Raw genomic sequence first — 21566 nt, forward strand, 5'->3', positions numbered from 1 at the left:
AATTAACGATACTTATCAGGAATAAACTAGATGAGAAAATTTACCTTTTATTTAATATTGTTCAATGGATTATTTTTAGGAATTGCAACAGCGAACGCCAAGTTATCACCTGTAGATATAGTTAATCAACATTTGCAAAATTCTCCAATTATAGATATAACAACTAAGCCTCAAAAACCCATAACCAATCAACACCCCTATATATCTACACCCTTACACCCTGCTTACACTCTTTCTTCCTCTGCTGCTATCAAGCAATCACATCAGCCTCTACTACAAAGACCAGAACAAATTTGGGTAATTAACCAAAATCAACAGGTCAAGGATCAACCCTTTATTTGGGTGGTGAATGATCATAAAAAGGCGGCACAGCAACCATTTCTACAAATTGGTAAAGCCACAGATAAACCAGAGAAGAAACCTGCTACAGAATCTAAGCCGGAAAAAAAGGATGACTTAGAATCTTTTGATGAAGTAGTAAAAGATACTGAAAAACTAGACGGTCTATTTACTCTCTATCGTCATAAAGAAAAGAATAAAATATATCTAGAAATTAAGCCAGAACAGCTAAATAAAAATTACTTAGCTACCGCAACCCTAGAATCTGGTATTGGCGAACAAGGAATTTACAGTGGTTTACCATTACAAGACTTTTTATTTTATTTCCAGAGAGTAGACAAAAAACTATCTTTTGTGGTGCGTAATGTGAATTTTCGCACAAGGGAAGGTGATCCACAAGCGCGATCGCTCGCCCGTTCGTTTAGCGATTCTGTTCTCTACTCGGTGGACATCAAAAGCATCCATCCCCAGAGAAAAACCTTGCTAATTGACTTGGGTGACTTGCTGCTGGCAGACTTAGCCGGATTATCTTTGTTTACAGGATTGACTCCAAATACAGACCAGTCCTCCTTTGGCAGTGCCAAAACCTTTCCCCACAACTTAGAGATTGAGTCGGTCTTGAACTTCTCTAGTAGTACTGGTACTAACCCTAACAATGAAATGTTATATTTCACGACCGTACCAGACAGTCGTGGCTTCACCCTCAGGGTTCACTATAGTCTTTCCCAACTACCAGAAAATAATTATCGTCCCCGGATAGCTGATGAACGGGTTGGTTACTTTATCACCGCTTACCAAGATTTATCTAAAGAAGAACGCAACGATCCTTTTGTCCGCTATATTAATCGCTGGCACTTAGAAAAGAAAGACCCGGAATCACCCCTATCTCGTCCCAAAAAACCCATTGTCTTCTGGATTGATAACGCCGTACCCTTACAGTACCGCGAAGCTGTCAAAGAAGGGATACTCATGTGGAACAAGGCTTTTCTTAAAGCGGGATTTCAAGATGCGGTGGAAGCCAGACAAATGCCAGACAATGCCGCATGGGACCCAGCCGATATTCGTTACAATACAATTCGTTGGATTAACACTGTTGATGGTTATTTTGCTATGGGGCCATCTCGCGTTAATCCTTTAACTGGAGAAATTTTGGATGCAGACATATTAGTTGATGCTAGTCTTGTCCGCTTACTCAAAAATCGATACAGCACACTTGTAGAACCTAGTCAACTCAATACCCGTACTTCCTTATCGGCATTAATGCGGAATCGGGGACTTTGTAACAAAGGTTTAGCCGCAAAAGCCAACAACACTACCCAAGAAAAATCTCCAAGACCAAATGGTTTTTTGCAGCGTTTATCCAAGCTAGCCGGTGATTATGACTTATGCTACGGCATGGAAGCCGCCAATCAATTTGCTTTTGGGGCTTTGTCCATGTCACTGCTACAAAACAACGCACCGAATCAAGAACAGCTACAAGAATATATCAATCAATATTTACGTTTAATTGTTGCCCATGAAGTAGGACATACCTTGGGTTTGCGGCATAACTTCCGTGGTAGTAATCTGCTATCACCAGAAGAGATGAACAATCCAGAAATTAGCCGCCATAAAGGTTTGACAAGTTCGGTGATGGATTATATTCCACCGAATATTGCCCCCCAAGGGACACCGCAGGGAGACTATTTTCCCAGTATGGTCGGGTCTTATGATGATTGGGCCATTCAGTACGGTTATACCCAAACCAACGCGAAAACTCCCATAGCAGAAAAGCCGATTTTACAAGCGATCGCCAGCCAATCTTATAAGCCGGAATTGAGTTATTCTCCCGATGAGGATATGTATGACCTCGACCCCACCGCCGATGCTTGGGATCATAGTGGTAACGTGCTGGTTTATTCCCAATGGCAATTAGATAATTCTCGGTTGATGTGGGCAAATCTCAATAAACGTTTCCCTATGCCGGGAGAAAGTTATAGTGATTTAAGCGATCGCTTTAGCTCAGTTCTCAGTAACTATTTTCAGAATATTTTCTACACAACAAAATACATTGGTGGGCAGTCCTTCTACCGTCTACAGGCTGGGGAAATATCCGCTACTAAGCTAGCCAGTCGCCCAAATCACTTACCCTTTGAACCCGTACCTGTTGAACAACAACGGCAAGCACTCAAAACATTACAAAAGTATATTTTTGCAGAAGATGCCCTGAATTTTCCCCCAGAGCTACTGAATAAATTAGCACCTTCTCGCTGGTATCACTGGGGGAGTTTTCCCCAAATTGGACGCTTAGATTATCCCGTTCATGACTTAATATTATTCCTGCAAGCTGCTGTATTACGGGAATTACTAGCAGGCGATCGCCTCACTCGTCTCAAGGATATTGAACTCAAAAGCTTACCAGAAAAATCACTAGCATTACCTGAGCTTTTTGATACTCTGCAAACTGGAGTTTGGACAGAAGTTCTCAAACCAAAAGCCGGGGCGCTGAAAATTACTAGCCTCCGGCGCGGCTTGCAACGAGAATATCTCGATATCTTGATTGGTATGGTGTTGCGGCGAGAATACGTCCCTGAAGATGCCCGTTCCCTAGCGTGGTATAAACTTAAACAATTAAACGACAAACTCAAGTCAGTCAATACCAACGATGAATATACCAAAGCCCACTTGTTAGAAACTAGCGATCGCATTGAGAAAGCTTTGAATGCCCCATTGCAGGCGAATTAGGTTTGGGGAATGGGGAATGGGTCAAAAAGAGGAAAAGGGGCAGGGGGCAGGGGGCAAGGGGAAAGACCGGGACGGGGCTTGTACCGATGTTCCACTCCGCACTCGCGTTGGGGGAAGGGCTTCCCCTGCTCCCTGCTCCCTTCCCCCCTACCTCTTCCGGTAATGGGTAATCGGTAACGGGTATGAAAGAGAATTTGATTTGTCCCCAATCCCCATTCCCCCTAACTCAACGATTCAACGCCTTAATAAAACGTTGTAAACTTTTGAAAACACTGGGCTTTCTGGCAGGTACAGCATCTGTTTCTGCTGTTTGTGGTTGTCCTTTCATAAGAATTAAATCTATTTCATCACCTGAAGGCTTTTTGGGTAAATTGGCAATTTTCGCCCAGTTACTATCATTTTCTACCCAAATTTCCCAGTCTCCAGGGTAAGAACGGAATAAAGCCGTTTCGTCATCAATAGGACGTAGGTAGTAACAGGATTGAATTGTACTGAGGAAACGCTCACGGGTTTGTCTTGCTGTATAACCAATACCTACAGTACCTGCATCTTCTAAGCGAGGGTTGAGGAAAATAGCCGGGCGATCGCCTATTATTTCACAAATTTTCTCTAGTTGGGGTACTTCTACGGAAGTGGGGGAAATAAAGAGGAAAATTTCATCTTCTGGTTGAATTTTCGATTGAATAGAAGCAGTCCTTCCCGTACCAATATCCAAAATTTGAAAGGGTGCATCTTTCCAATCACGACGAGCTAAAGCAGCAGCACCAGCGTCAGCAAAGAAGACTTTCAAGCGAGATTCGTATTCTACCAAACAGGGGAGAAACTGTTCTGCTACAGGCATAAACTTGAGTTCGGGAAACAGCAACTCGACTTGGATGCGGTTACAACCGTCTGCGAGAGCTGCTTTAGCGGCTTCACGAGATTGGGCGATCGCGTCTTCTAAACTGTTGGGAAGTTCCGGCATAATATATTTATCTCTCAAGCATTTACTTCTATTGTTTCAGTTTATGAAAAATAGCGCCTCGCTAACTAGCTAAAGCTCAAGAGATTAACATATATATTAAACCGCGCCAAAACATGGTTAAGCGCCTTATAACCGCAGTTTCAGGAATTATTTGCTAGCTTAACCCAATTGAGCGATCGCCTTGGCTAATTTTGCCGTAACATCCTCTACAAGTAAAAACCCTTGTCTTCAAGGTGATGTTGGTGGGTCGTTACTAATCGAGAGAGCTTTTTTACTACGTTTCAATTGTTTCCAAAGAGACTTAATTTGCTTACAAGCTTCATCAGGAGAAAGCTTACCGGATGTTTCCAAGGCTGTGACATAGCCAATTTTGTTAGCAAATTCCCGCAAATCAGCGTTAAATGTAAGATTTTCTGCTTTCCCCCGGCCGTAGTAGCGACTGCGAGCAGAAAAAAAGTTGTTTTTGTCGTTCCGATTAGACTCTACCATCACTTCACCTGCTTTTAAGACTGTTTTTAAATATTTTTTTATGCTTAGACAAATAGTATTCCCAGTTTTAAATCCTAAATTAACATCAAAATCAAATTAGGGCTTTCTCAGAAGTTGTCGATTATTTAAGCCAAAACACTCTTCTGTATGAGCGTGTATAATATTAATCCCGGATAATCACTTGTAGTTGGCTTGAGTGGTAACGGGTTTCCGCCGTGAGCTTCAGTCGAACGGTAATTGTTTTTACTATTACCCATTACCCGTTACCAAGTTCCGCAGATATTATGAGGAATAATTTTTAGAAAAGAGTCAATCGATATGTGCCACGGTTATTGGGATTATTGGAAGTAACAACTATATAGTAGGTATCATCCTCAGGCAACCTAGCTCGGTCAATTAAAGCACTATAAAGACCATCTTTAGCATTATCCGCAGCAATAGTCTTCCCTTGAGAATTCAGCAATACTATATAAGGAGAAAACTCTTCATTGACACTATCTGCACGAATACTGACAAGCTGATTTTTTTTGCCTTGGAACTGAGACACATTATAAGCACTACGATTTTGCTTAATGGTTGAGCTTTGAGCATTCAGTTCCGCCGACTCGTCTAGGATATAGCTGGCTCTGTCATTCCTGAGAGCTAAACTATAACGTCCTGTATCACCAGGGTTGCGACTAGTCACTACAATTGTGTAAGTACCTTTGACAGGTAATCTTACAAAGACAAACGCATCCTGAAGATCACTATTTGTCCCAACACTACCTCTTTTTAAGATCACTTTATTATCAGGATCAAGGAGGAACATAAACGGACTGAGACTCAAATTGCTGGAGCGACGTGAATCAGTGCTACCACCCAGCCTGATTTGGAGTAGTTGGTTTTCTCTTCCCTCGAATTTATAGAAATGAAAATACCTTCCTTGGGACTGAAAATCACCTTTAGAAAGTACGCCAAAAGCGATATCTACAAAGTTAATCTCTCTAAAAGGAAGATTAGACAGGGAAACAGGGGAAATTTTGGCAGTTGAATTGCGGCTACCTGGATTTGTAGCTGATTGACGACCTCTCTGCGGTGAAGCAGAGTTAGTTTGTCTAGAGTTGGAGTTGGACTGTGTAGATGTTCTAGGCGCAGAGTTAGTTTGTCTCGGCTGAGAAGTTGGGTTGGAATTTGATGGTGTGGATGTTCTATTTGCAGAATTACTTTCTCTAGGTTGGGGAGTTGGATTAGAGGCTGTTGAGTTGGAAGATTCACGAACAGGAATGGGTGACTCGATTGATTGCTTGCTTTGTTGTGGAGTTGCAGGCGGTGGAGAAGTAGGGATTTGCTCGATAGCTTGTTGTACTGCTTCTGGTTGTCTCTCGTCTGGGGTTTTAGCTATTATCAGTTTTCCAGAGTTCTCATGGATATCAAGAGCCTTTATAGGCAAAGTATAGTTTGCAACTACTAAGCTACTGCTCATGGAAACAATCAAAGCTAAGTTAAATTTGAGCCAATAATTTTTGTTCTTCTGTTCTGCCATAATTTCACTCCTCATACTGCTAGTATTGAGTTATTTATATAACTTCAGATAGATAGCCTTATCTACTTTTAATGCTGGACAATATCCAAGTATTGGCAAATTTTGTTTTGCCTCGTTTATTGTTATACTATGAAAGAAACTTTATATACAAAAAATACTAGATTTTTGGAGTCAATAACTTCACTATACTTTATCAGGAACATATAGCTCACATATAGGAATTGATATTAAGCAGGGATAAGATTCATACTTAATTTTTGAAATATACCCAGAGTGGGCAATACCACCCCCACCAACACTGATATTTGTTTCAATAATCAAATCGGATTTCTAGAAAATGTTAACTGTTTTTGAAAAAAATCATCTTCCATCTTCAATCTCTTAGTTACATCTGTATAAAATTTTTTGATTTAACATAATGCACCAGGTTGATAGCAAAACTATATCTGTTGGATTGACATATACTCAAACTGTACACGGATTCCCAGTATGCTTTGCTGTTTGAATCCTAATTGCTCCATGCCTCAAAATCCCGATGGCAAAATGTATTGCCAACGTTGCAATACACAATTGATACCCTTATTAAGGGGGCATTATCGCATTATCAAGGTGCTATCGGATGAAGGTGGATTTGGGAGAACATATCTATCAGAAGATATAGATAAATTGAACGAATTGTGTGTAGTTAAACAATTTGCACCTAAAGTTCAAGAAAATTCAGCTATGAAAAAAGCAGTTGAGTTATTTAAACAAGAAGCTCAACGCTTGCAACATTTAGGAGAACATCACCAGATTCCTACCCTATTAGCTTACTTCGAGCAAGATAATTATCTATTTTTGGTGCAACAGTTTATTAATGGAAACAATCTATTACAAGAATTACGTCAAGGGGTAGTTTACAACGAAAGTACAATTGTCGAATTTCTCTTAGATTTACTCCCTGTATTGAAATATATTCATGAACGTGGGGTAATTCATCGAGATATTAAGCCACAGAATATCATCCGCCGTCAGAGTGATGGGGGATTAGTGCTAATTGATTTTGGTGCTGCCAAGCAGCTAAAAGCGACAATGCAGACTCAATTGGGAACCACTATTGGCTCACTTGGTTACACTCCAATTGAACAAATGCAGTATGGCAAAGCTTACCCAGCGAGTGATTTATTTAGTCTGGGTGCGACTTGCTTTCATCTGTTGACGGGGATTAACCCATCTAATTTATTTGTAGAACAAGGCTACAGTTGGGTTGAATCCTGGCGGCAATATTGGAACACTTTAGATTCAGATAGAAACGAAGGTGAATATCTGGTTAAGGTTTTGAACAAGCTGTTAGAAACAGATATTCAAAGGCGTTATCAATCGGCTGATGAAGTGATGAATGATTTGATCAAGCAGCGATCGCTACTCTCAAGATTAAAAACCACAATACCAAAGTCTGCTCTCTTTTCAACATCTTGGTCTGCATCAACTTCATTAACCGCGTCTACAACCAAAAAACAAGCTCGGAAATCACTCAATGGTAAGTTTAAACAACAACTCCTCATAAATACCATGAGTGCGCTGTTAGGGTTAGTGGGTGTTGGGCATTTACAGTCTCTCCCCCAGTTAATTACTAAATTTTCCGAAATTTCTACCCAACCTTACACTCTCAAGGGTCATGCCAGCGATGTCAATTCCGTTGCTTTTTCTCCTCATGGAGAATTTCTAGCTAGTGGCAGTGATGACAAAACTATTAAAGTTTGGAATTTAAAAACTAAACAGAAAATTCATACTCTTCCAAGTCATTCTGGATGGGTTTGGGCTATTGCTTTCTCCCCAGATGGCAAAACTCTTGCTAGTGCCGGTGCTGATAAGACTATCAAATTGTGGAACCTCACAACAGGCAAAGAAATTCGCCATCTGAAAGGGCATTCTCAGGGAGTGGCTAGCGTTGCTTTTAGTCCAGATGGCAAGACTCTAGCTAGTGGCAGCTTAGATAAGACAATCAAACTGTGGAACCTAGCAACAGGCAAAGAAATCCGCACGTTGTCAGAACATTCCAATGTGGTTGCCAATGTAGCCTTTAGTCCAGATGGCAAAACTCTTGCTAGTGGCAGTTGGGATAAAACAATTAAATTATGGAATCTCACAACCAGTAAGGTAATTCGTACCTTGGAAGGACATTCCGATTTGGTGATGTCTGTAGTCTTCAATCCAGATGGCAAAACTCTTGCCAGTGCTAGTAAGGACAAAACGATTAGATTGTGGAATCTGGCGACAGGAAAGACCATCCGCACCCTAAAAGGGCATTCTGACAAGGTTAATTCTGTTGTCTATGTACCAAGAAATAGCACAGTTCTTGCCAGTGGCAGTAATGACAACACAATTAAACTATGGAATTTAACGACAGGAGAGATAATCCGCACCTTAAAGCGCGATTCTGGATACATTTATTCCGTAGCCATTAGTCCCGATGGGCGTAATCTTGCTAGTGGCGGTAGTGCTGAGAATATTATCAAAATTTGGCCAATGAGTTGGTGAAATTCAATTTTCAGTCCTGATTCAGAAACGCTATATGCACTGCCCAAATGCCACTGGGTAGAATCAAACCTTGAAATATTCAGGTCAATGATGTAGACTTTAAGTCACATTAAAATTAATACCTAAAGGCATTGCTCATGGTTTCAAAAGTTAAATTAAACACCAAAATATATAAAGATGATTTTCATACTATTATTCACGGTGATGCTCTGGAAAACTTAAAACGCTTTGAATCAGAATCAATAAACTTAATTTTTGCTGATCCACCTTACAACATAGGAAAAGACTTTGATGGTTTACTGGAAAACTGGACGGAAGAAGAGTTTCTCCATTGGACATATGAGTGGATTGATGAATGCCATCGGATTCTCAAGCCTAATGGCACATTCTACCTAATGAATAGCACAGAAAATATGCCTTATATTGATATTAAATGCCGTAATAATTTCTACATTAAAAGCAGAATAATTTGGGCTTATGATAGCTCAGGAATGCAGGCAAAAAGGTACTTCGGATCTATGTATGAGCCAATACTTATGCTAACAAAGCATGATCGAAACTATATATTTAATGCTGAAGATATTATGGTTGAGGCTAAAACAGGCGCAAAACGTCAGTTAATTGATTATAGAAAAGAACCTCCTCAACCATACAATACTGAGAAAGTACCAGGTAATGTTTGGAATTTCGCACGAGTACGCTTCAAAATGGAGGAGTACGAAAATCATCCAACCCAAAAGCCTGAATCACTTCTGGAACGAATTATTTTAGCATCTTCAAATGTTGGAGACATAGTACTAGATCCGTTTTGTGGTAGTTTTTCAACATGTGCAGTTGCCAAGCGTTTAGGAAGAAAGTCTATCGGGATTGAGATAAACGAAGAATACGTAAAGATTGGAATTAGACGGCTAAATTTGCCATCTGATTATACCAGTGAAGAACTAGCTAAAGAAAAAAGAAGAAAAACAAAAAATCTCTCTAAAAAAGCAAGATTTATATCAGAAGAACGACCGAAACAGGCTTCAATAATCTAACAATCCATATTCTAATTTAAAGCATTGAACAACGATTTCTTTCAATTTATAAATTGAATCATGAGAATCCTTAACCTGTTCAAGAATAGCCCTAAGTTCATTTAACGTGTAAATCTCATCAAACAAATTCAGATATACCTTGACCTGTTCAGTGCTGTATATCTGAAGAGAGTCTTGTTTGATTTTATCTCTTACTTGTTGTTGTGTTAAATCGGTTTTGATAACAAAGCTCATTGGAAATCGATTTACTTTGTCAAAATCTAAAAAATATTTTTTAAAATCTAATGTTTCAGTTACCTGAAAGAAATTACCCAATGGTTTCAAAACAAAGTCAATTCCGCCATCATTTGCGTTTGTTCGCCCTGTACGATAAAGAGTTAACTGTTCTGAAAAATTTCTACCATTTATAGAAAAAGAAACTGTTGTCTTCGCAAAGTGTAAATAAAGTAATCCGAATGAAATAATTTCAAATAGTCTAGCATCTGAATTGTATTGAAATGCCTCTGCAATCAACTCAGCGATTTGTGAATCAGTATTAGCTGCTTCAATTTGGTTCAAGTAGGCAGTTTGATTATTATCAATAATAGTTATATAACTATCTATGGCATCTACAATGAAGCTGGCTGAAGAGTTAGGATTCATATTATATTCGACTAGTAAATCAACAGATATCCTTCTAGCTTTTCTTCCGTCGCCAAGATTAGCAGGCTGTACAGGAAGCATATTATCACTGACTTTGTATTGGCGTTTTACTTCATCATTCAATCGATTATCGAGAGGGTGATTTTGTAATTTTGAACCAAATGGCATTGTTTTCATGCGTTGCATTAGTTCTGTAAAACTTGACCCCTCAAAATTATCATTTATATAATCTTGAGCTAATACATAAAGTGCATACAAATTTCCCAAAGAACGTCGAGCCTTACTTCCTTTTTCAGAAGCTCTAGTTTTACGTTCAATGTACTTAAAAATTACAGAGTTTTTATTGATTTCATAGCTATCAGCAATTTCTTCTAAAAAATTGATTTCATTGCTGGCCATTGTCCCCCTCCATATCAAAATCCAAAAGCTGCTTGGCGGGAACTTCTAAGGCTTTAGCCAGTTTTACCAAATTCATCAAGCTAATATTTCGTTGTCCTCTTTCTATACCACTTATATAAGTTCGATCTAATCCGGCAAAAGCAGCAAGTTGCTCTTGACTATAACCTTTCGTGATCCTGATTCTTTTAATATGTGCGCCAAACAAAAATAGTATTTTAGCTTCCTGCATGTTATACCCACTAAATATCTGTGGGTATAATCGAATGACGTAGACTATATGTCTACGGACTATAAGTCACATAACTATAACAACTAAGTTGTAACGATGAACTAACTTGATCTCTGGAAGTGACTATGACTTTAATTCCTTTGAGGATATTCAAGGAAATGGGAGGATAACGCTTGATTAATGATGAATCACTAATTCTCCTGGTACCAACCTCTGTAAGATTTGTTTTAAGACCATCGCCGTCCAATCTACATCGGCTGCTGTAGTCTCACGTCCTAATGTCAACCTAATTCCTCCCAAGGCGGCTTTTGTTGAGTAACCCATCGCTAACAATATGGGGCTGGGACTAAGTTTACCACTGTGACAAGCTGCGCCCGCACTAATGCCAATACCGGCAAGGTTTAAATGACGCACTAAGGTTTTACCACTGAGTTTTTCACCGTCGGCTTGTTCGAGGTAGAAACTCACATGATGGGGTAGACGATTTTCTCTGTCGCCGGTGGGGATTAAACCAGGGACATCTGCTAACTGGGCAAATAAGCGATCGCGTAATTTCATTAAACGTGGTATCTCTATAGATAATTCCTCGGCGGCAATTTCGGCAGCGACACCAAAACCGGCGATGATGGGGACTGCTTGCGTACCAGAACGTAATCCCCTTTCTTGTCCACCACCATTCAATAAAGGCGATAATTGCACACCAGGACGAATATATAGCGCCCCTACTCCTTGCGGCCCGTATAGCTTATGACTAGAAAGACTGAGTAAATCTACAGGTAGTTGCTGCACATCTATAGGTAAACGTCCCACTGCTTGCACTGCATCTGTGTGGAACAATGCCCCGTGTTGTTGAGTTATCTTACCTAACTCTGCAATTGGTTGGACTGTGCCAATCTCACTTTGACCGTAAATCACAGAAACTAAAACCGTGTTATGTCGTAACGCAGCTTTTAAATGTTCGGGGTTAACTCTCCCTGTATTATCCACACCCAGCCGAGTGACTTCCCAACCCCATTTTTCTAGTAGGTTGGCAGGTTCGCTAATAGCCGAATGTTCCACACTAGAAATAATGATATGTTGCGGCACATTTTGCATTCTGACAACACCCACAATTGCTAGGTTGTCCGCTTCCGTACCGCCTGAGGTGAAAATAATTGATTCGGGATTGGCAGCGTTAATTAACCCTGCTACCTGCACTCTTGCTTGTTCTACAATAGTCGTTGCCCGTTGTCCCCATTCATGTAGACTAGAAGGATTCCCCCACTGTTGAGTCAGGACTGATTGCATAAGTGCGATCGCTTCTGCACGAGTGGGAGTAGTAGCACTGTAATCTAGATATATTTGCATATAAGGCAAGGGCAGGGGCAGAGGGGAATAAATACTGACTGTTGACTATGGATTAATCATCAATGTGGGAATTATATATATGTCCATTCCCATCCCACTTGTAGCAGATTAACGTGCAGATTTTCCCAGCATTTAGTAATTTTTGGGTATTTTTTTTGATAGTGGCGATCACAGCCTGTCAAAAAGTCCAATCTCACAATAATCGTCCTGCACCTCTACCGCAAGACTCATTTGTGAAAGTTTACTTTAATCAATCTGAATCCTCAGAATATCGAGAACCTTACCGTCAACAAACTCGACTGGGAGATAACTTAGAACAGCAGATTGTTGACGCTATTTCTCAAGCTAAATCTACTATCGATGTAGCAGTACAAGAATTGCGTTTACCGAGAATCGCCCAAGCCCTCAAAGACAAACAAAAAGCGGGAATCAAAGTCAGAGTAATTTTAGAAAATACTTATACTCGTTCTTTGAGTAACTTGACACCAGATGAAGTCAATAAATTACCTGAACGGGAACAAGCTCGATATCAAGAATACTTTAAATTTGTAGACCTAAATCAAGATAATCAACTCAGTCCTGAAGAAGTTAATCAGAGGGATGCACTGATAATTTTACAAAATGCCAAAATTCCTTGGATAGATGATCAAGCTGATGGTTCAGCAGGTAGTAAGTTGATGCACCATAAGTTTGTGGTTGTAGATAATCGCATAGTAATTGTGACTTCGGCAAACTTCACCTTAAGCGATGTTTTCGGGGATTTTTCTAATTCTTCAAGTTTGGGAAATGCCAATAACCTATTACACATTGATAGCCCAGAATTAGCAGCTTTGTTCACAGAAGAATTTAACCTCATGTGGGGTGATGGTGTTGGCGGTAAACCAGACAGTAAATTTGGTTTAAATAAACCTGTACGTCCTCCCCAAAAAATTACCTTGGGTGACAACACAATTACTGTGCATTTTTCCCCAACTTCACACACCTTACCTTGGACTCAAAGCAGCAACGGCTTAATTAATGAAACCTTAAATTTAGCGAATACATCTATTGATATGGCGTTGTTTGTTTTTTCCGAACAGCGTCTTGCTAATACATTAGAAAAACGTCATCAACAACAAGTCTCAATTCGAGCATTAATTGACAAACAATTCGCTTATCGTTATTACAGCGAAGCTTTAGATATGATGGGAATTGCCTTGAGTAATAAATGCCGATATGAAATTGATAATCGACCTTGGTCTAATCCAGTTACTACGGTGGGTGTACCCACTTTACGAGAAGGAGACCTGCTACACCATAAATTTTCTGTTATCGACAACCAAACGGTAATTACAGGTTCTCACAACTGGTCTGATGCAGCAAATTATGGCAATGATGAGACTTTGATAGTAATTAATAATCCCACAATTGCTGCTCATTATGAGCGCGAATTTGCTCGTCTTTATGCTAAAGCTCAAGTCGGTGTCCCAACCAAAGTCCAAGCACAAATTCAACAAGAACAAAAGCAATGCGGTCAAATTAAAACTCCCACTTCCAGCGAACTTACTCCAACTCAAGTGGTGAATATCAATACAGCAAATTTAGTAGAATTGGAGACCTTACCTGGTGTAGGTAAAAAGCTAGCCCAAAAAATTATCACCGCCCGTCAGCAGCGAAAATTTGTCTCATCACAAGACTTGGATAAAGTACCTGGAATCAGTCCAAAGATGATAGAAAATTGGCAAGGGCGTATTCAATTTTAGTGTGTGATTTTAAATTTTTTAATCTTGCTCTTAATAACATATTTTTGCAAATAAATGAGGTATATAACAGGAGCATTAAATATGTAAATTCTTCTTGTTATTAAACATTTATCATTGTTTTAATAACTTGTATAATAACTTGAGGTGACTGGGAAATATCGACACGTATAACATCATCCGGTTCCTCAAGTGAAGCAAATTGACTTGTGAGCAATTCGACATTCATAAAATGATGCTCACGCTTTTGCAGTCTTGTTTGAATGAGTTCAAATGTCCCTTGCAGGTAGACTAGTTTAATATCAGTATCTAATAATAAAAATTGCCGATAGCTAGCTTTGAGGGCAGAACAAGCTAAGACAACATTTCTATTGTTTTGTAACCAATTTGTAATAGCGGTTTGCAAACTTTGTAACCAAGGTATTCTATCAGCATCATCCAGAGGAATACCACGCCGCATTTTCTCAATATTTTCTAGTGAGTGGAAACTGTCAGCGTCATAAAATTCCCAGTGTAAAGACTCCGCCAACATTTGTCCGATGGTGGTTTTACCGGAACCAGATACACCCATGATGATAATTATCATTGCTGAGATTAAATTACCAGTTTTGCTAAACCTAAATAACGGATGCCTTCCGGGGTAACATCGAAACGACAAGGTAAAACTTCTAAACCTAAGGCGATCGCTTCTCGTAACAACTTACCATATATAGGATCTGTACTATCACCAGGGGCAAACTCTGTACAATCACCACGATTAATAAAATACAGCATTACTGATCGTGTTTGTGGCAATAACGCCATTAATTCCCGTAGGTGCTTTTGTCCCCTTGTGGTTTCTGTGTCTGGGAATAATGCTAAAGTCCCTTTTGCCCAAGTTGTATTTTTTACCTCTAGATAAATTGGGCGTTCTGTATCACTTCCTGTCAAAAAGAAGTCCACCCGACTTTTTTTATCTACCCCGTAAACTACCTCACTTTTGATGTGACTATAGTTACCTAACTCTGGAAACAAGTATTTTGCCAAAGCCAACTTGACTATCTGATTTGGTAAAGCTGTATTTACGCCTACCCAAGTCGGCTCATTATCGTGTACTTGAATCAGTTCTAGAGTATAAGCCAATTTACGCTTAGGATTGGCACTTTTAGAAAGTTGTACCACACTCCCCAGAGTTGAGACTCCGGTCATGGGGCCTGTATTGGGACAATGTGCTGTTACAACTTCGCCGGAAGCTAGTTGTACATCAGCGAAAAAGCGCTTATAGCGCTTTAGCAAAATGCCAGGATATAAAGGTGGGTAACTGTAGAGCCAATCAATCATGTTTAAGGGGACTGGGAAGATAGATTTCTATACCCTGATACTAGTCCTATAGCTTTTTTTCAGTACTTAGCCAATATACACCTAAGTACTGACTATTTAAAATCTTTGCTTACAAGAGAATTGGGATATTAGTAATAAGTGATACTCCCATTACCCATTACCATTAATCTGTTTGGCATATCCTATGGTTGAGCTTTTGTTATGCCTTTATCATAATTTGTCAATTTTTGTAGTTAAAATGACGACATTTTAATAAAAAGAAGCATATACTCGATGTAATAAGCCTTCCTTAGAGGAAAATCGGAAGGGTTGCAATCTGCAAGGAGAGAAATCCTATGCAAATAGTCGGGGGAATGACGGAATTAGAATATGCCTTTTTGTTCACCCTCAGAAAGGTAAATTCAATCGAGTTAGGAGATTTTAAGCCATTTTATAATAATTTACCAGTTGATCCTTATATTAAAGGCAACTATCGTCTGCGAAGATTATCTCGATTTATAGTTGCAGAGGATCAGTTAGTTAAGCTACCTCATGGTTATCTGTTTCAAAGTAAAGATTACAATCCATTAGTTGGCGATATTAAAAGAGAATTTGCAGAATTAGATGACGCACTCATCGGACTTAATAGTTTTAAAAATCTGGTATTAGCATTTAGCGATTCTTGCAAACTCCATCCAGAAGCAGAAATCGGCGTGCATCAAATCAGAACTACTTGTTCTCCAGATAATTTTGGCAATCCCGCACCTGAGGGTATCCATCAAGATGGTACAGATTTTATCGGTATCTTCTCTGTTGATAGAGAAAATATTCAAGGTGGGGAAACGCACTTGTATACTGCCAAAAAAGATAAGCCTGTATTCAGTAAGATTCTCAATCCCGGAGAGTTATTATTGGTCAACGACCATGATTTCTATCACTTTACTACTCCGATAAAACCGCAGACAGAAGCTCAAGGTATTAGGGATGTTTTTGTATTAACTTCTCCTAGTTTGCTGACTGATTAAAAATAATTGGTATCAATTGCATAACTATTGATAAGGGCTGTTAACTGTCAACAGTCAACAACCCTCATGATGGATTGTGCAACTTAAAGGCTAGCTGCGATCGCTTGATTCAAGCGTGGTTTATCCAAACCAATTTGATTCAGGAGTAACCAAGATTGAATTAAGTCTGGGCCATGGACATCTCCGGTGAGGGCGACTCTGAGCGATCGCATGACTAAACCTTTCTTCACATTTTGGGCTTTCACTACCTGCTTAATTATGTCTTGGGCGGCAGTTTCTGTAAGTTGGGCTTGAGCTTCTAAGGCGGCGATAATTGCCTCAAGTACAGCTTTAGAACCTTCTTGCTGCAATTGTTTGCTACCTTCTTCGCTCAATTCCACTGTTTCACTGAAAAACAGTTTGCTCATATCTACCGCATCGGTTAACCTAGTCAAGCTGGCGCTGAGTAAACCCACCAACTGTTCTAACCAAGGGCGATCGCGTCCCCCAGCAAATGAATATCCAGCCGCTTCCCAATAGGGAATGAGTAAATCAGTCAACTGATCAACTGGGGTGTTGTGAATATATTGACTGTTCAACCAATCTAGTTTCGCCCAGTCAAATTTTGCCCCGGCTTTATTCACCCGCTCAAAAGTAAATTCTTTGGCGGCTGCTTCTAAGGTAAATATTTCTTGGGTAGAATCTGGTGGTGACCAACCAAGCAAGGTCATATAGTTCACTAAACCCTCGGATGTGAAGCCCATTTGCTGAAAGTCAGAAATGGAAGTCACTCCATCCCGTTTGGAAAGTTTTCGCCCTTCCATATTTAAAATCAGGGGAGTATGGGCGAATTCTGGGATTTTTGCCCCAAAGGCTTCGTATAGCAGAATTTGTTTGGCGGTATTGGCAATGTGGTCTTCTCCCCGAATAACATGACTGATTTGCATATCGATGTCATCAATCACCACGACGAAGTTATATAACGGCTGACCAGTATCATTTTCGGAAGCACGGGCAATGACCATATCACCGCCTAAATCACTGCCTCGCCAAGACATCTTACCCCGTACTAGGTCATTCCAAACGATTTCTCGCTCATCGTCGATTTTAAAGCGGATGACGAAACTACGTCCTTGGGCTTTAAATTCGGCTTCTTGTTCTGGGGTGAGGTGGCGATGACGATTGTCGTAACGCGGGGCTTCGCCTTTGGCTTTTTGCGCTTCTCGTAGGGCTTCTAGTTCTTCTGATGTGGTGTAGCAGCGATAGGCTAAACCCTGATCTAAAAGTTGTTTTACTGCTTTTTGATAAAGGTCGAGGCGTTGGGATTGGAAAAATGGCCCCTCATCCCAGTTCAACCCTAACCAACGCAATCCCGTCATAATATTTTCCGTATATTCGGGACGCGATCGCTCTAAATCTGTGTCTTCAATTCGTAAAATAAATGTGCCGCCGTGGTGGCGGGCAAACAGCCAGTTAAATACGGCTGTTCTCGCTGTACCAATGTGTAAATTCCCTGTTGGACTAGGGGCAATTCTGACTCTAACAGTCACAGTATTTCTCTCTCTCGCAAAGCATGAATAAATTTAGCTTAATACTTAAGCTTCTGAGTCCTGAGATCAATCTAGGAAACATGGACTCAACATAGTTAGGTAATTGCTTCCATCCCATATCTATGCTACTCAGGACTCAGCTATAATCACTTACAAATTAGAACGGGACTGACGGGGCTCGAACCCGCAACTTCCGCCGTGACAGGGCGGTGCTCTAACCAATTGAACTACAGTCCCTTAATTGGCAACTTCCCTATTATGACGAACCTTCAAGGATTTGTCAACCTTATCTATGAAATTTCTTTTTTAGCTCAAATTTTAATTTCTAGGATTTACCCATGAAAATGAAAGTCAAGGGATAGGGGTATAAATCTTTGAAACCCCTACACCCTTACACCCAGTTTCAACAGACAACCCGTGTGCATACGTCCTGACTTCATCCCTTGGCTAATTTTTCCAGCCGGCGTGTAGATGACAGATGCTGAAGCATATGGGCTTGAATTTGTTTATACTGCTGCCTGAGCAGGTTTTTACTAGCCAGAGGTTGAGAAGTTGGTGGGAGTTTTTGACTTTGTTCTACCCAAATTTTCAACTTTTGCCTTTGACTGGTTTCAATGTTACTGCTGAGGACTTGAATACATCTGTGGGGTGGTTCTAGGGTGAAGCAAATTAGGGGGTAGGTTTCATTGTCGGCTAAAGATAGTACTAATGTACGATTGAGGGGATGTTGCATATCTAGGTAGCAAGGTAGCCACTTTGGTTCTTGTTCTTGGTTGTAGAGTAGTGTCACCCACAAAAGCATGGGGTGGGGTGATGTAACAAAGATAAAACGGTTATAAATTTTAGAATTGGCACGCTGCTGAATTTCTTTTGTTGGTAACATCAGCCAGAGTGTGGATAATTTTTTTTTGTGTGTGTTTAGTGGTAGAGGGAAAACAATTTCTTTTTTGGGTTTATCTTGAGGCCAAGTAAGTTCTTTACATTGCTGTTCTAATACTCTTATTACCTCAGAAGCTGATATTAATTGGGGATATGATGGAGGGCTAATATTTGTAGGTAATCCAGCACAGTCAGAATGTTCTAAACCATCAATAATTTGTAATATTTCTCCTACATTTTGTGGGCGATCGCTGGCTTTTTTCTCCAAGCAAGCCATAATTAAATCGTTGAGTTGTTGGGGGATTTTTAATTGGGGTTTGACATCGGCGATCGTCCTTGGTTGCTCAAAGTTATGCGCTTTATACCAAGCACCAAATAAATCAGTTTCTGGTTGCCAAGGTTTTGCTCCTGTGAGCATTTCAAACATGATCACACCCAAGCTATATATATCAGAACGACCATCTAATTTTTCCCCATCTAATTGCTCTGGAGAACAGTAGGGTAGAGTCCCATGAAATCCTCTATTTGTACTTAATGTAACTGTATGATTTAAAAATTTAGCAATACCAAAATCGAGGATTTTTACTAATTGCCCTAATATCGGATCGGGAATAACTAATATATTTGCTGGTTTAATATCTCGATGCACTAAAGGATAAACTTTACCCTCAATTTGAATACCTTGATGGGCGCACTGTAAGCCCAAACAAATCTGGCGGGTGAGATGAACAAACTGGTTTAAAGGTAAGGGAATTAAGTCTTTTAAACTTTTGCCGTTGAGGTATTCCATGACATAAAATGGTTTCCCTGTGTCACTGACACCATAATCATAAGCCCTAACAATATGCAGGCTTTTTTGGCTGAGGGCTGCGCTCATCAATGCTTCGCGGGCAAAGTCTTTTTGAATTTTAGGATCAGATACAGTTTGAGTCAGAAATTTAATTGCAACCGGCGCTCCTCCTAAAAGAACATCAGTTGCTAAGAAAACTTCGCCCATACCGCCTATACCAATCAACTTTTGCAGTTGATAACGATTGGCAAGTAGTCCTGTATTGTGTGGAGATGTAAATGCACTTTGATTCACTTTGACAACCTCTCCTATGCCCACTTTTGACCATTTAAAATGTCAAGTGTTGGTTTTATGACTGATATTTAAAAATTTGTAAGACTTTATCTATTAGTTTGGTCAGCCAACTCTTAATTTCCATTTGTTCTTGTGGTTTATTGACCGCTAAACTCTCCAATATTTCCAGCTTTATTTTTTCATATTCTGTTTTCAATATTTTTCTCGCTTGTTCCGCAGGAACTAATTCATTAGATTTGATATTTTGTTTAAATGTTAACCAATCTGTCAGTTGTTGACGTTGTTGAGCGGTGAGAATGAGGGTGACAACTTGAGCGCAATTAGTTGGTTCTTCTATGGCAAAAAATAAGAGATGATAATATCCTGTTTCTGCTAAAGCTTTAACTATTTTTTGTCCTCTATTTTCTTGCAAATCAATAAAATAAGATAGCCATCTAATTAAAGATAGCTGAACATCATATAGTAAGGTTACCCATAATATCATGGGATAAACATTCATTTTATTAATAAATTTAATGCTATTATTCTTAGATAAGAACTGTGCTATTTCCTGCTTCGGCAACATTGCCCAAAAGGTTGGTATTAGTCCTTGAGTTGTATGGAGAAGATGGGGAAAGCCAATCAGGTCTACTGGTTTATTTTTTGGCCAAGTTTTCTGTAAACATTCTTTTTCAGTAATAGAAGTTACAGGTACTAATTGAACTGTGGGTAGAGTTTCCCAAATATCATTACTAATAGAGTTACTACTCGTATGTTGCTGCTTAACTAATTCTAATACTTGGATTATTTCCTCAATATTTTGCGGGCGATCGCCTACTTCTTTTGCTAAACAACACATGACTAAATCTTGCAATTCTTCTGGTATTTTCAACTGGTCATTTACTTCCACAAGTGTAGGTGGCGCTTGAAATCTGTGGGCTTGATACCAATTACCAAAAGAATTACTTTGTGTTTGAAATGGATGTTTAGCTGTTAGCATTTCAAACATTAGCACCCCTAAGCTATAAATATCAGAACGTACATCCAGTAGTTTACGTCCTTCCATGTGTTCTGGCGAGCAATAAGGTAAACTACCAATAAATGAATCAGTGAGTGTCATCCCACTGCGTTCTGTTAAAAACTTAGCAATGCCAAAGTCAAGAATTTTTACATTTTCATTTTGCTTATTATTTTCTGTAATAAATATATTTTCTGGTTTGATATCCCTATGTACAATTGGGTATATTTCACCTTTGAGAATAATGCCTTGGTGCGCGCATTTCAGACCTACGCAAATTTGATAACAAATATCTAAAAATTTTTCTATTGTTAACGGCTTAAGCTTTAATATCTGTTTTAAATTTTTTCCTTGGAGATACTCCATTACATAAAAAGGAGTTTTTTCATCAGTCACGCCGTAACTTAAAACACGCACAATATTTTTACTTTTACGTCCCAATTGTGCGCCAATAAAAATTTCTCTGGCAAAACGTTGAGATATGTGCTGATTCACTAAGTTCAACATGAGAATTTTCAATGCAACTTTCTTTCCGCCTTTAGCTGCATCTTCTGCTAAATAAACTCGCCCCATTCCCCCTTTGCCAATTAAATCTATGATTAGATAACGATTATTTAAGAATTTTCCAATATAAACATCCGGTTCTGTTTTTGGGTTTACCATAACTGGTAATTTGAGGTTATCTAGTAACTGCTTTATTGAATGAAAACTTAATTTTAACTTAGGGGAATTTTCAGATTTTATTGATGTACCTGTATCCGCTAAAAATTAGTTTTTGTGTATTGAAAATTTTGCAAAATTTTAT

Annotated in this window: 16 protein-coding genes and 1 tRNA gene; 5 read left to right on the top strand and 12 right to left on the bottom strand. The window is 39.4% G+C overall.

Going from position 1 to position 21566, the window contains the following annotated elements; genetic code table 11:
• Positions 1–30: 30 nt before the first annotated feature.
• Positions 31–3063, top strand: a complete 3033-nt coding sequence (locus ACM5QX_RS03885) for a zinc-dependent metalloprotease (protein WP_414752461.1) — start codon at positions 31–33, stop codon at positions 3061–3063.
• Between the two features lie 226 nt (positions 3064–3289).
• Here ACM5QX_RS03885 and ACM5QX_RS03890 read toward each other — a convergent pair whose 3' ends face one another.
• The 3 genes from ACM5QX_RS03890 to ACM5QX_RS03900 all read right to left on the bottom strand — a co-directional run bounded on the left by ACM5QX_RS03890 (position 3290) and on the right by ACM5QX_RS03900 (position 6038).
• A complete protein-coding gene (locus ACM5QX_RS03890) occupies positions 3290–4027 on the bottom strand; it encodes a DUF1995 family protein (protein WP_414752462.1) in 738 nt (245 codons plus the stop codon).
• A gap of 228 nt (positions 4028–4255) precedes the next feature.
• The gene (locus ACM5QX_RS03895) at positions 4256–4516 is read right to left on the bottom strand and encodes a hypothetical protein (RefSeq protein WP_414752463.1); all 261 of its coding nucleotides are present in this window, start codon (positions 4514–4516) and stop codon (positions 4256–4258) included.
• Positions 4517–4814: 298 nt separating this feature from the next.
• On the bottom strand, positions 4815–6038 hold the full coding sequence (locus ACM5QX_RS03900; protein WP_414752464.1) for a pre-peptidase C-terminal domain-containing protein: 1224 nt from the start codon (positions 6036–6038) through the stop codon (positions 4815–4817).
• Between the two features lie 489 nt (positions 6039–6527).
• On the opposite strand from ACM5QX_RS03900, the gene ACM5QX_RS03905 reads away from it, so the two are divergent.
• Positions 6528–8558, top strand: coding sequence for a protein kinase domain-containing protein (locus tag ACM5QX_RS03905; RefSeq protein WP_414752465.1), 2031 nt, complete (start codon positions 6528–6530; stop codon positions 8556–8558).
• Between the two features lie 137 nt (positions 8559–8695).
• Positions 8696–9592 carry an adenine-specific DNA-methyltransferase gene (gene yhdJ, locus ACM5QX_RS03910; protein WP_414752466.1) on the top strand — a complete coding sequence of 299 codons (897 nt, stop codon included), beginning with the start codon at positions 8696–8698 and terminating at the stop codon, positions 9590–9592.
• On the opposite strand, the gene ACM5QX_RS03915 is transcribed toward yhdJ, so the two are convergent.
• From ACM5QX_RS03915 to ACM5QX_RS03925, 3 genes are all read right to left on the bottom strand, one after another.
• The gene (locus ACM5QX_RS03915; protein ID WP_414752467.1) at positions 9581–10633 is read right to left on the bottom strand and encodes a type II restriction endonuclease; all 1053 of its coding nucleotides are present in this window, start codon (positions 10631–10633) and stop codon (positions 9581–9583) included. The genes yhdJ and ACM5QX_RS03915 overlap by 12 nt on opposite strands.
• Positions 10620–10862: a helix-turn-helix domain-containing protein gene (locus tag ACM5QX_RS03920; protein WP_414752468.1), complete on the bottom strand. Its 243-nt coding sequence runs from the start codon at positions 10860–10862 to the stop codon at positions 10620–10622. The genes ACM5QX_RS03915 and ACM5QX_RS03920 overlap by 14 nt, the downstream gene beginning before the upstream one ends.
• Before the next feature lie 177 nt (positions 10863–11039).
• Positions 11040–12209, bottom strand: coding sequence for a cysteine desulfurase family protein (locus tag ACM5QX_RS03925; protein WP_414752469.1), 1170 nt, complete (start codon positions 12207–12209; stop codon positions 11040–11042).
• Positions 12210–12322: 113 nt separating this feature from the next.
• On the opposite strand from ACM5QX_RS03925, the gene ACM5QX_RS03930 reads away from it, so the two are divergent.
• Positions 12323–13951 (top strand): DUF655 domain-containing protein, encoded by a 1629-nt coding sequence (locus tag ACM5QX_RS03930; RefSeq protein ID WP_414752470.1) that lies wholly within the window; start codon positions 12323–12325, stop codon positions 13949–13951.
• A gap of 100 nt (positions 13952–14051) precedes the next feature.
• Here the strand turns inward: ACM5QX_RS03930 and ACM5QX_RS03935 are convergent, their stop codons facing one another.
• Together ACM5QX_RS03935 and sfsA are read right to left on the bottom strand one after the other, a co-directional pair.
• Positions 14052–14534 carry a gluconokinase gene (locus tag ACM5QX_RS03935; protein ID WP_041456504.1) on the bottom strand — a complete coding sequence of 161 codons (483 nt, stop codon included), beginning with the start codon at positions 14532–14534 and terminating at the stop codon, positions 14052–14054.
• 8 nt (positions 14535–14542) lie between these two features.
• Positions 14543–15268 (bottom strand): DNA/RNA nuclease SfsA, encoded by a 726-nt coding sequence (gene sfsA / locus ACM5QX_RS03940; protein ID WP_414752471.1) that lies wholly within the window; start codon positions 15266–15268, stop codon positions 14543–14545.
• A gap of 335 nt (positions 15269–15603) precedes the next feature.
• Between sfsA and ACM5QX_RS03945 the strand changes: the two genes are divergently transcribed.
• Positions 15604–16272 (top strand): 2OG-Fe dioxygenase family protein, encoded by a 669-nt coding sequence (locus ACM5QX_RS03945; RefSeq protein WP_414752472.1) that lies wholly within the window; start codon positions 15604–15606, stop codon positions 16270–16272.
• Positions 16273–16355: 83 nt separating this feature from the next.
• Here the strand turns inward: ACM5QX_RS03945 and gltX are convergent, their stop codons facing one another.
• The 4 genes from gltX to ACM5QX_RS03965 form a co-directional block, all read right to left on the bottom strand.
• Positions 16356–17801 (bottom strand): glutamate--tRNA ligase, encoded by a 1446-nt coding sequence (gene gltX, locus ACM5QX_RS03950; RefSeq protein WP_414752473.1) that lies wholly within the window; start codon positions 17799–17801, stop codon positions 16356–16358.
• A 163-nt stretch (positions 17802–17964) separates the two neighbouring features.
• A tRNA-Asp gene (locus ACM5QX_RS03955) sits at positions 17965–18038 on the bottom strand.
• Between the two features lie 199 nt (positions 18039–18237).
• Entirely contained in the window at positions 18238–19764 is a 1527-nt protein-coding gene (locus ACM5QX_RS03960; RefSeq protein ID WP_414752474.1) for a serine/threonine protein kinase, read from the bottom strand.
• 55 nt (positions 19765–19819) lie between these two features.
• The gene (locus tag ACM5QX_RS03965; RefSeq protein WP_414752475.1) at positions 19820–21424 is read right to left on the bottom strand and encodes a serine/threonine protein kinase; all 1605 of its coding nucleotides are present in this window, start codon (positions 21422–21424) and stop codon (positions 19820–19822) included.
• Between the last annotated feature and the right edge of the window lie 142 nt (positions 21425–21566).

Origin of the sequence: Anabaena sp. CCY 9910 (assembly GCF_963920875.1) — a bacterium.
In the GTDB taxonomy this organism is placed as follows: domain Bacteria; phylum Cyanobacteriota; class Cyanobacteriia; order Cyanobacteriales; family Nostocaceae; genus Trichormus; species Trichormus variabilis.

What these genes read in the sequence shown, in the direction of transcription:
- ACM5QX_RS03945 (WP_414752472.1), top strand. Translation starts at nt 15,604, where the DNA reads ATGCAAATAGTCGGGGGAATGACGGAATTAGAATATGCCTTTTTGTTC.
- sfsA (WP_414752471.1), bottom strand. Translation starts at nt 15,268, where the DNA reads ATGATTGATTGGCTCTACAGTTACCCACCTTTATATCCTGGCATTTTG.
- ACM5QX_RS03920 (WP_414752468.1), bottom strand. Translation starts at nt 10,862, where the DNA reads ATGCAGGAAGCTAAAATACTATTTTTGTTTGGCGCACATATTAAAAGA.
- ACM5QX_RS03890 (WP_414752462.1), bottom strand. Translation starts at nt 4,027, where the DNA reads ATGCCGGAACTTCCCAACAGTTTAGAAGACGCGATCGCCCAATCTCGT.
- ACM5QX_RS03915 (WP_414752467.1), bottom strand. Translation starts at nt 10,633, where the DNA reads ATGGCCAGCAATGAAATCAATTTTTTAGAAGAAATTGCTGATAGCTAT.
- ACM5QX_RS03895 (WP_414752463.1), bottom strand. Translation starts at nt 4,516, where the DNA reads ATGGTAGAGTCTAATCGGAACGACAAAAACAACTTTTTTTCTGCTCGC.
- ACM5QX_RS03905 (WP_414752465.1), top strand. Translation starts at nt 6,528, where the DNA reads ATGCTTTGCTGTTTGAATCCTAATTGCTCCATGCCTCAAAATCCCGAT.
- ACM5QX_RS03965 (WP_414752475.1), bottom strand. Translation starts at nt 21,424, where the DNA reads ATGGTAAACCCAAAAACAGAACCGGATGTTTATATTGGAAAATTCTTA.
- ACM5QX_RS03935 (WP_041456504.1), bottom strand. Translation starts at nt 14,534, where the DNA reads ATGATAATTATCATCATGGGTGTATCTGGTTCCGGTAAAACCACCATC.
- ACM5QX_RS03885 (WP_414752461.1), top strand. Translation starts at nt 31, where the DNA reads ATGAGAAAATTTACCTTTTATTTAATATTGTTCAATGGATTATTTTTA.
- ACM5QX_RS03925 (WP_414752469.1), bottom strand. Translation starts at nt 12,209, where the DNA reads ATGCAAATATATCTAGATTACAGTGCTACTACTCCCACTCGTGCAGAA.
- ACM5QX_RS03900 (WP_414752464.1), bottom strand. Translation starts at nt 6,038, where the DNA reads ATGGCAGAACAGAAGAACAAAAATTATTGGCTCAAATTTAACTTAGCT.
- yhdJ (WP_414752466.1), top strand. Translation starts at nt 8,696, where the DNA reads ATGGTTTCAAAAGTTAAATTAAACACCAAAATATATAAAGATGATTTT.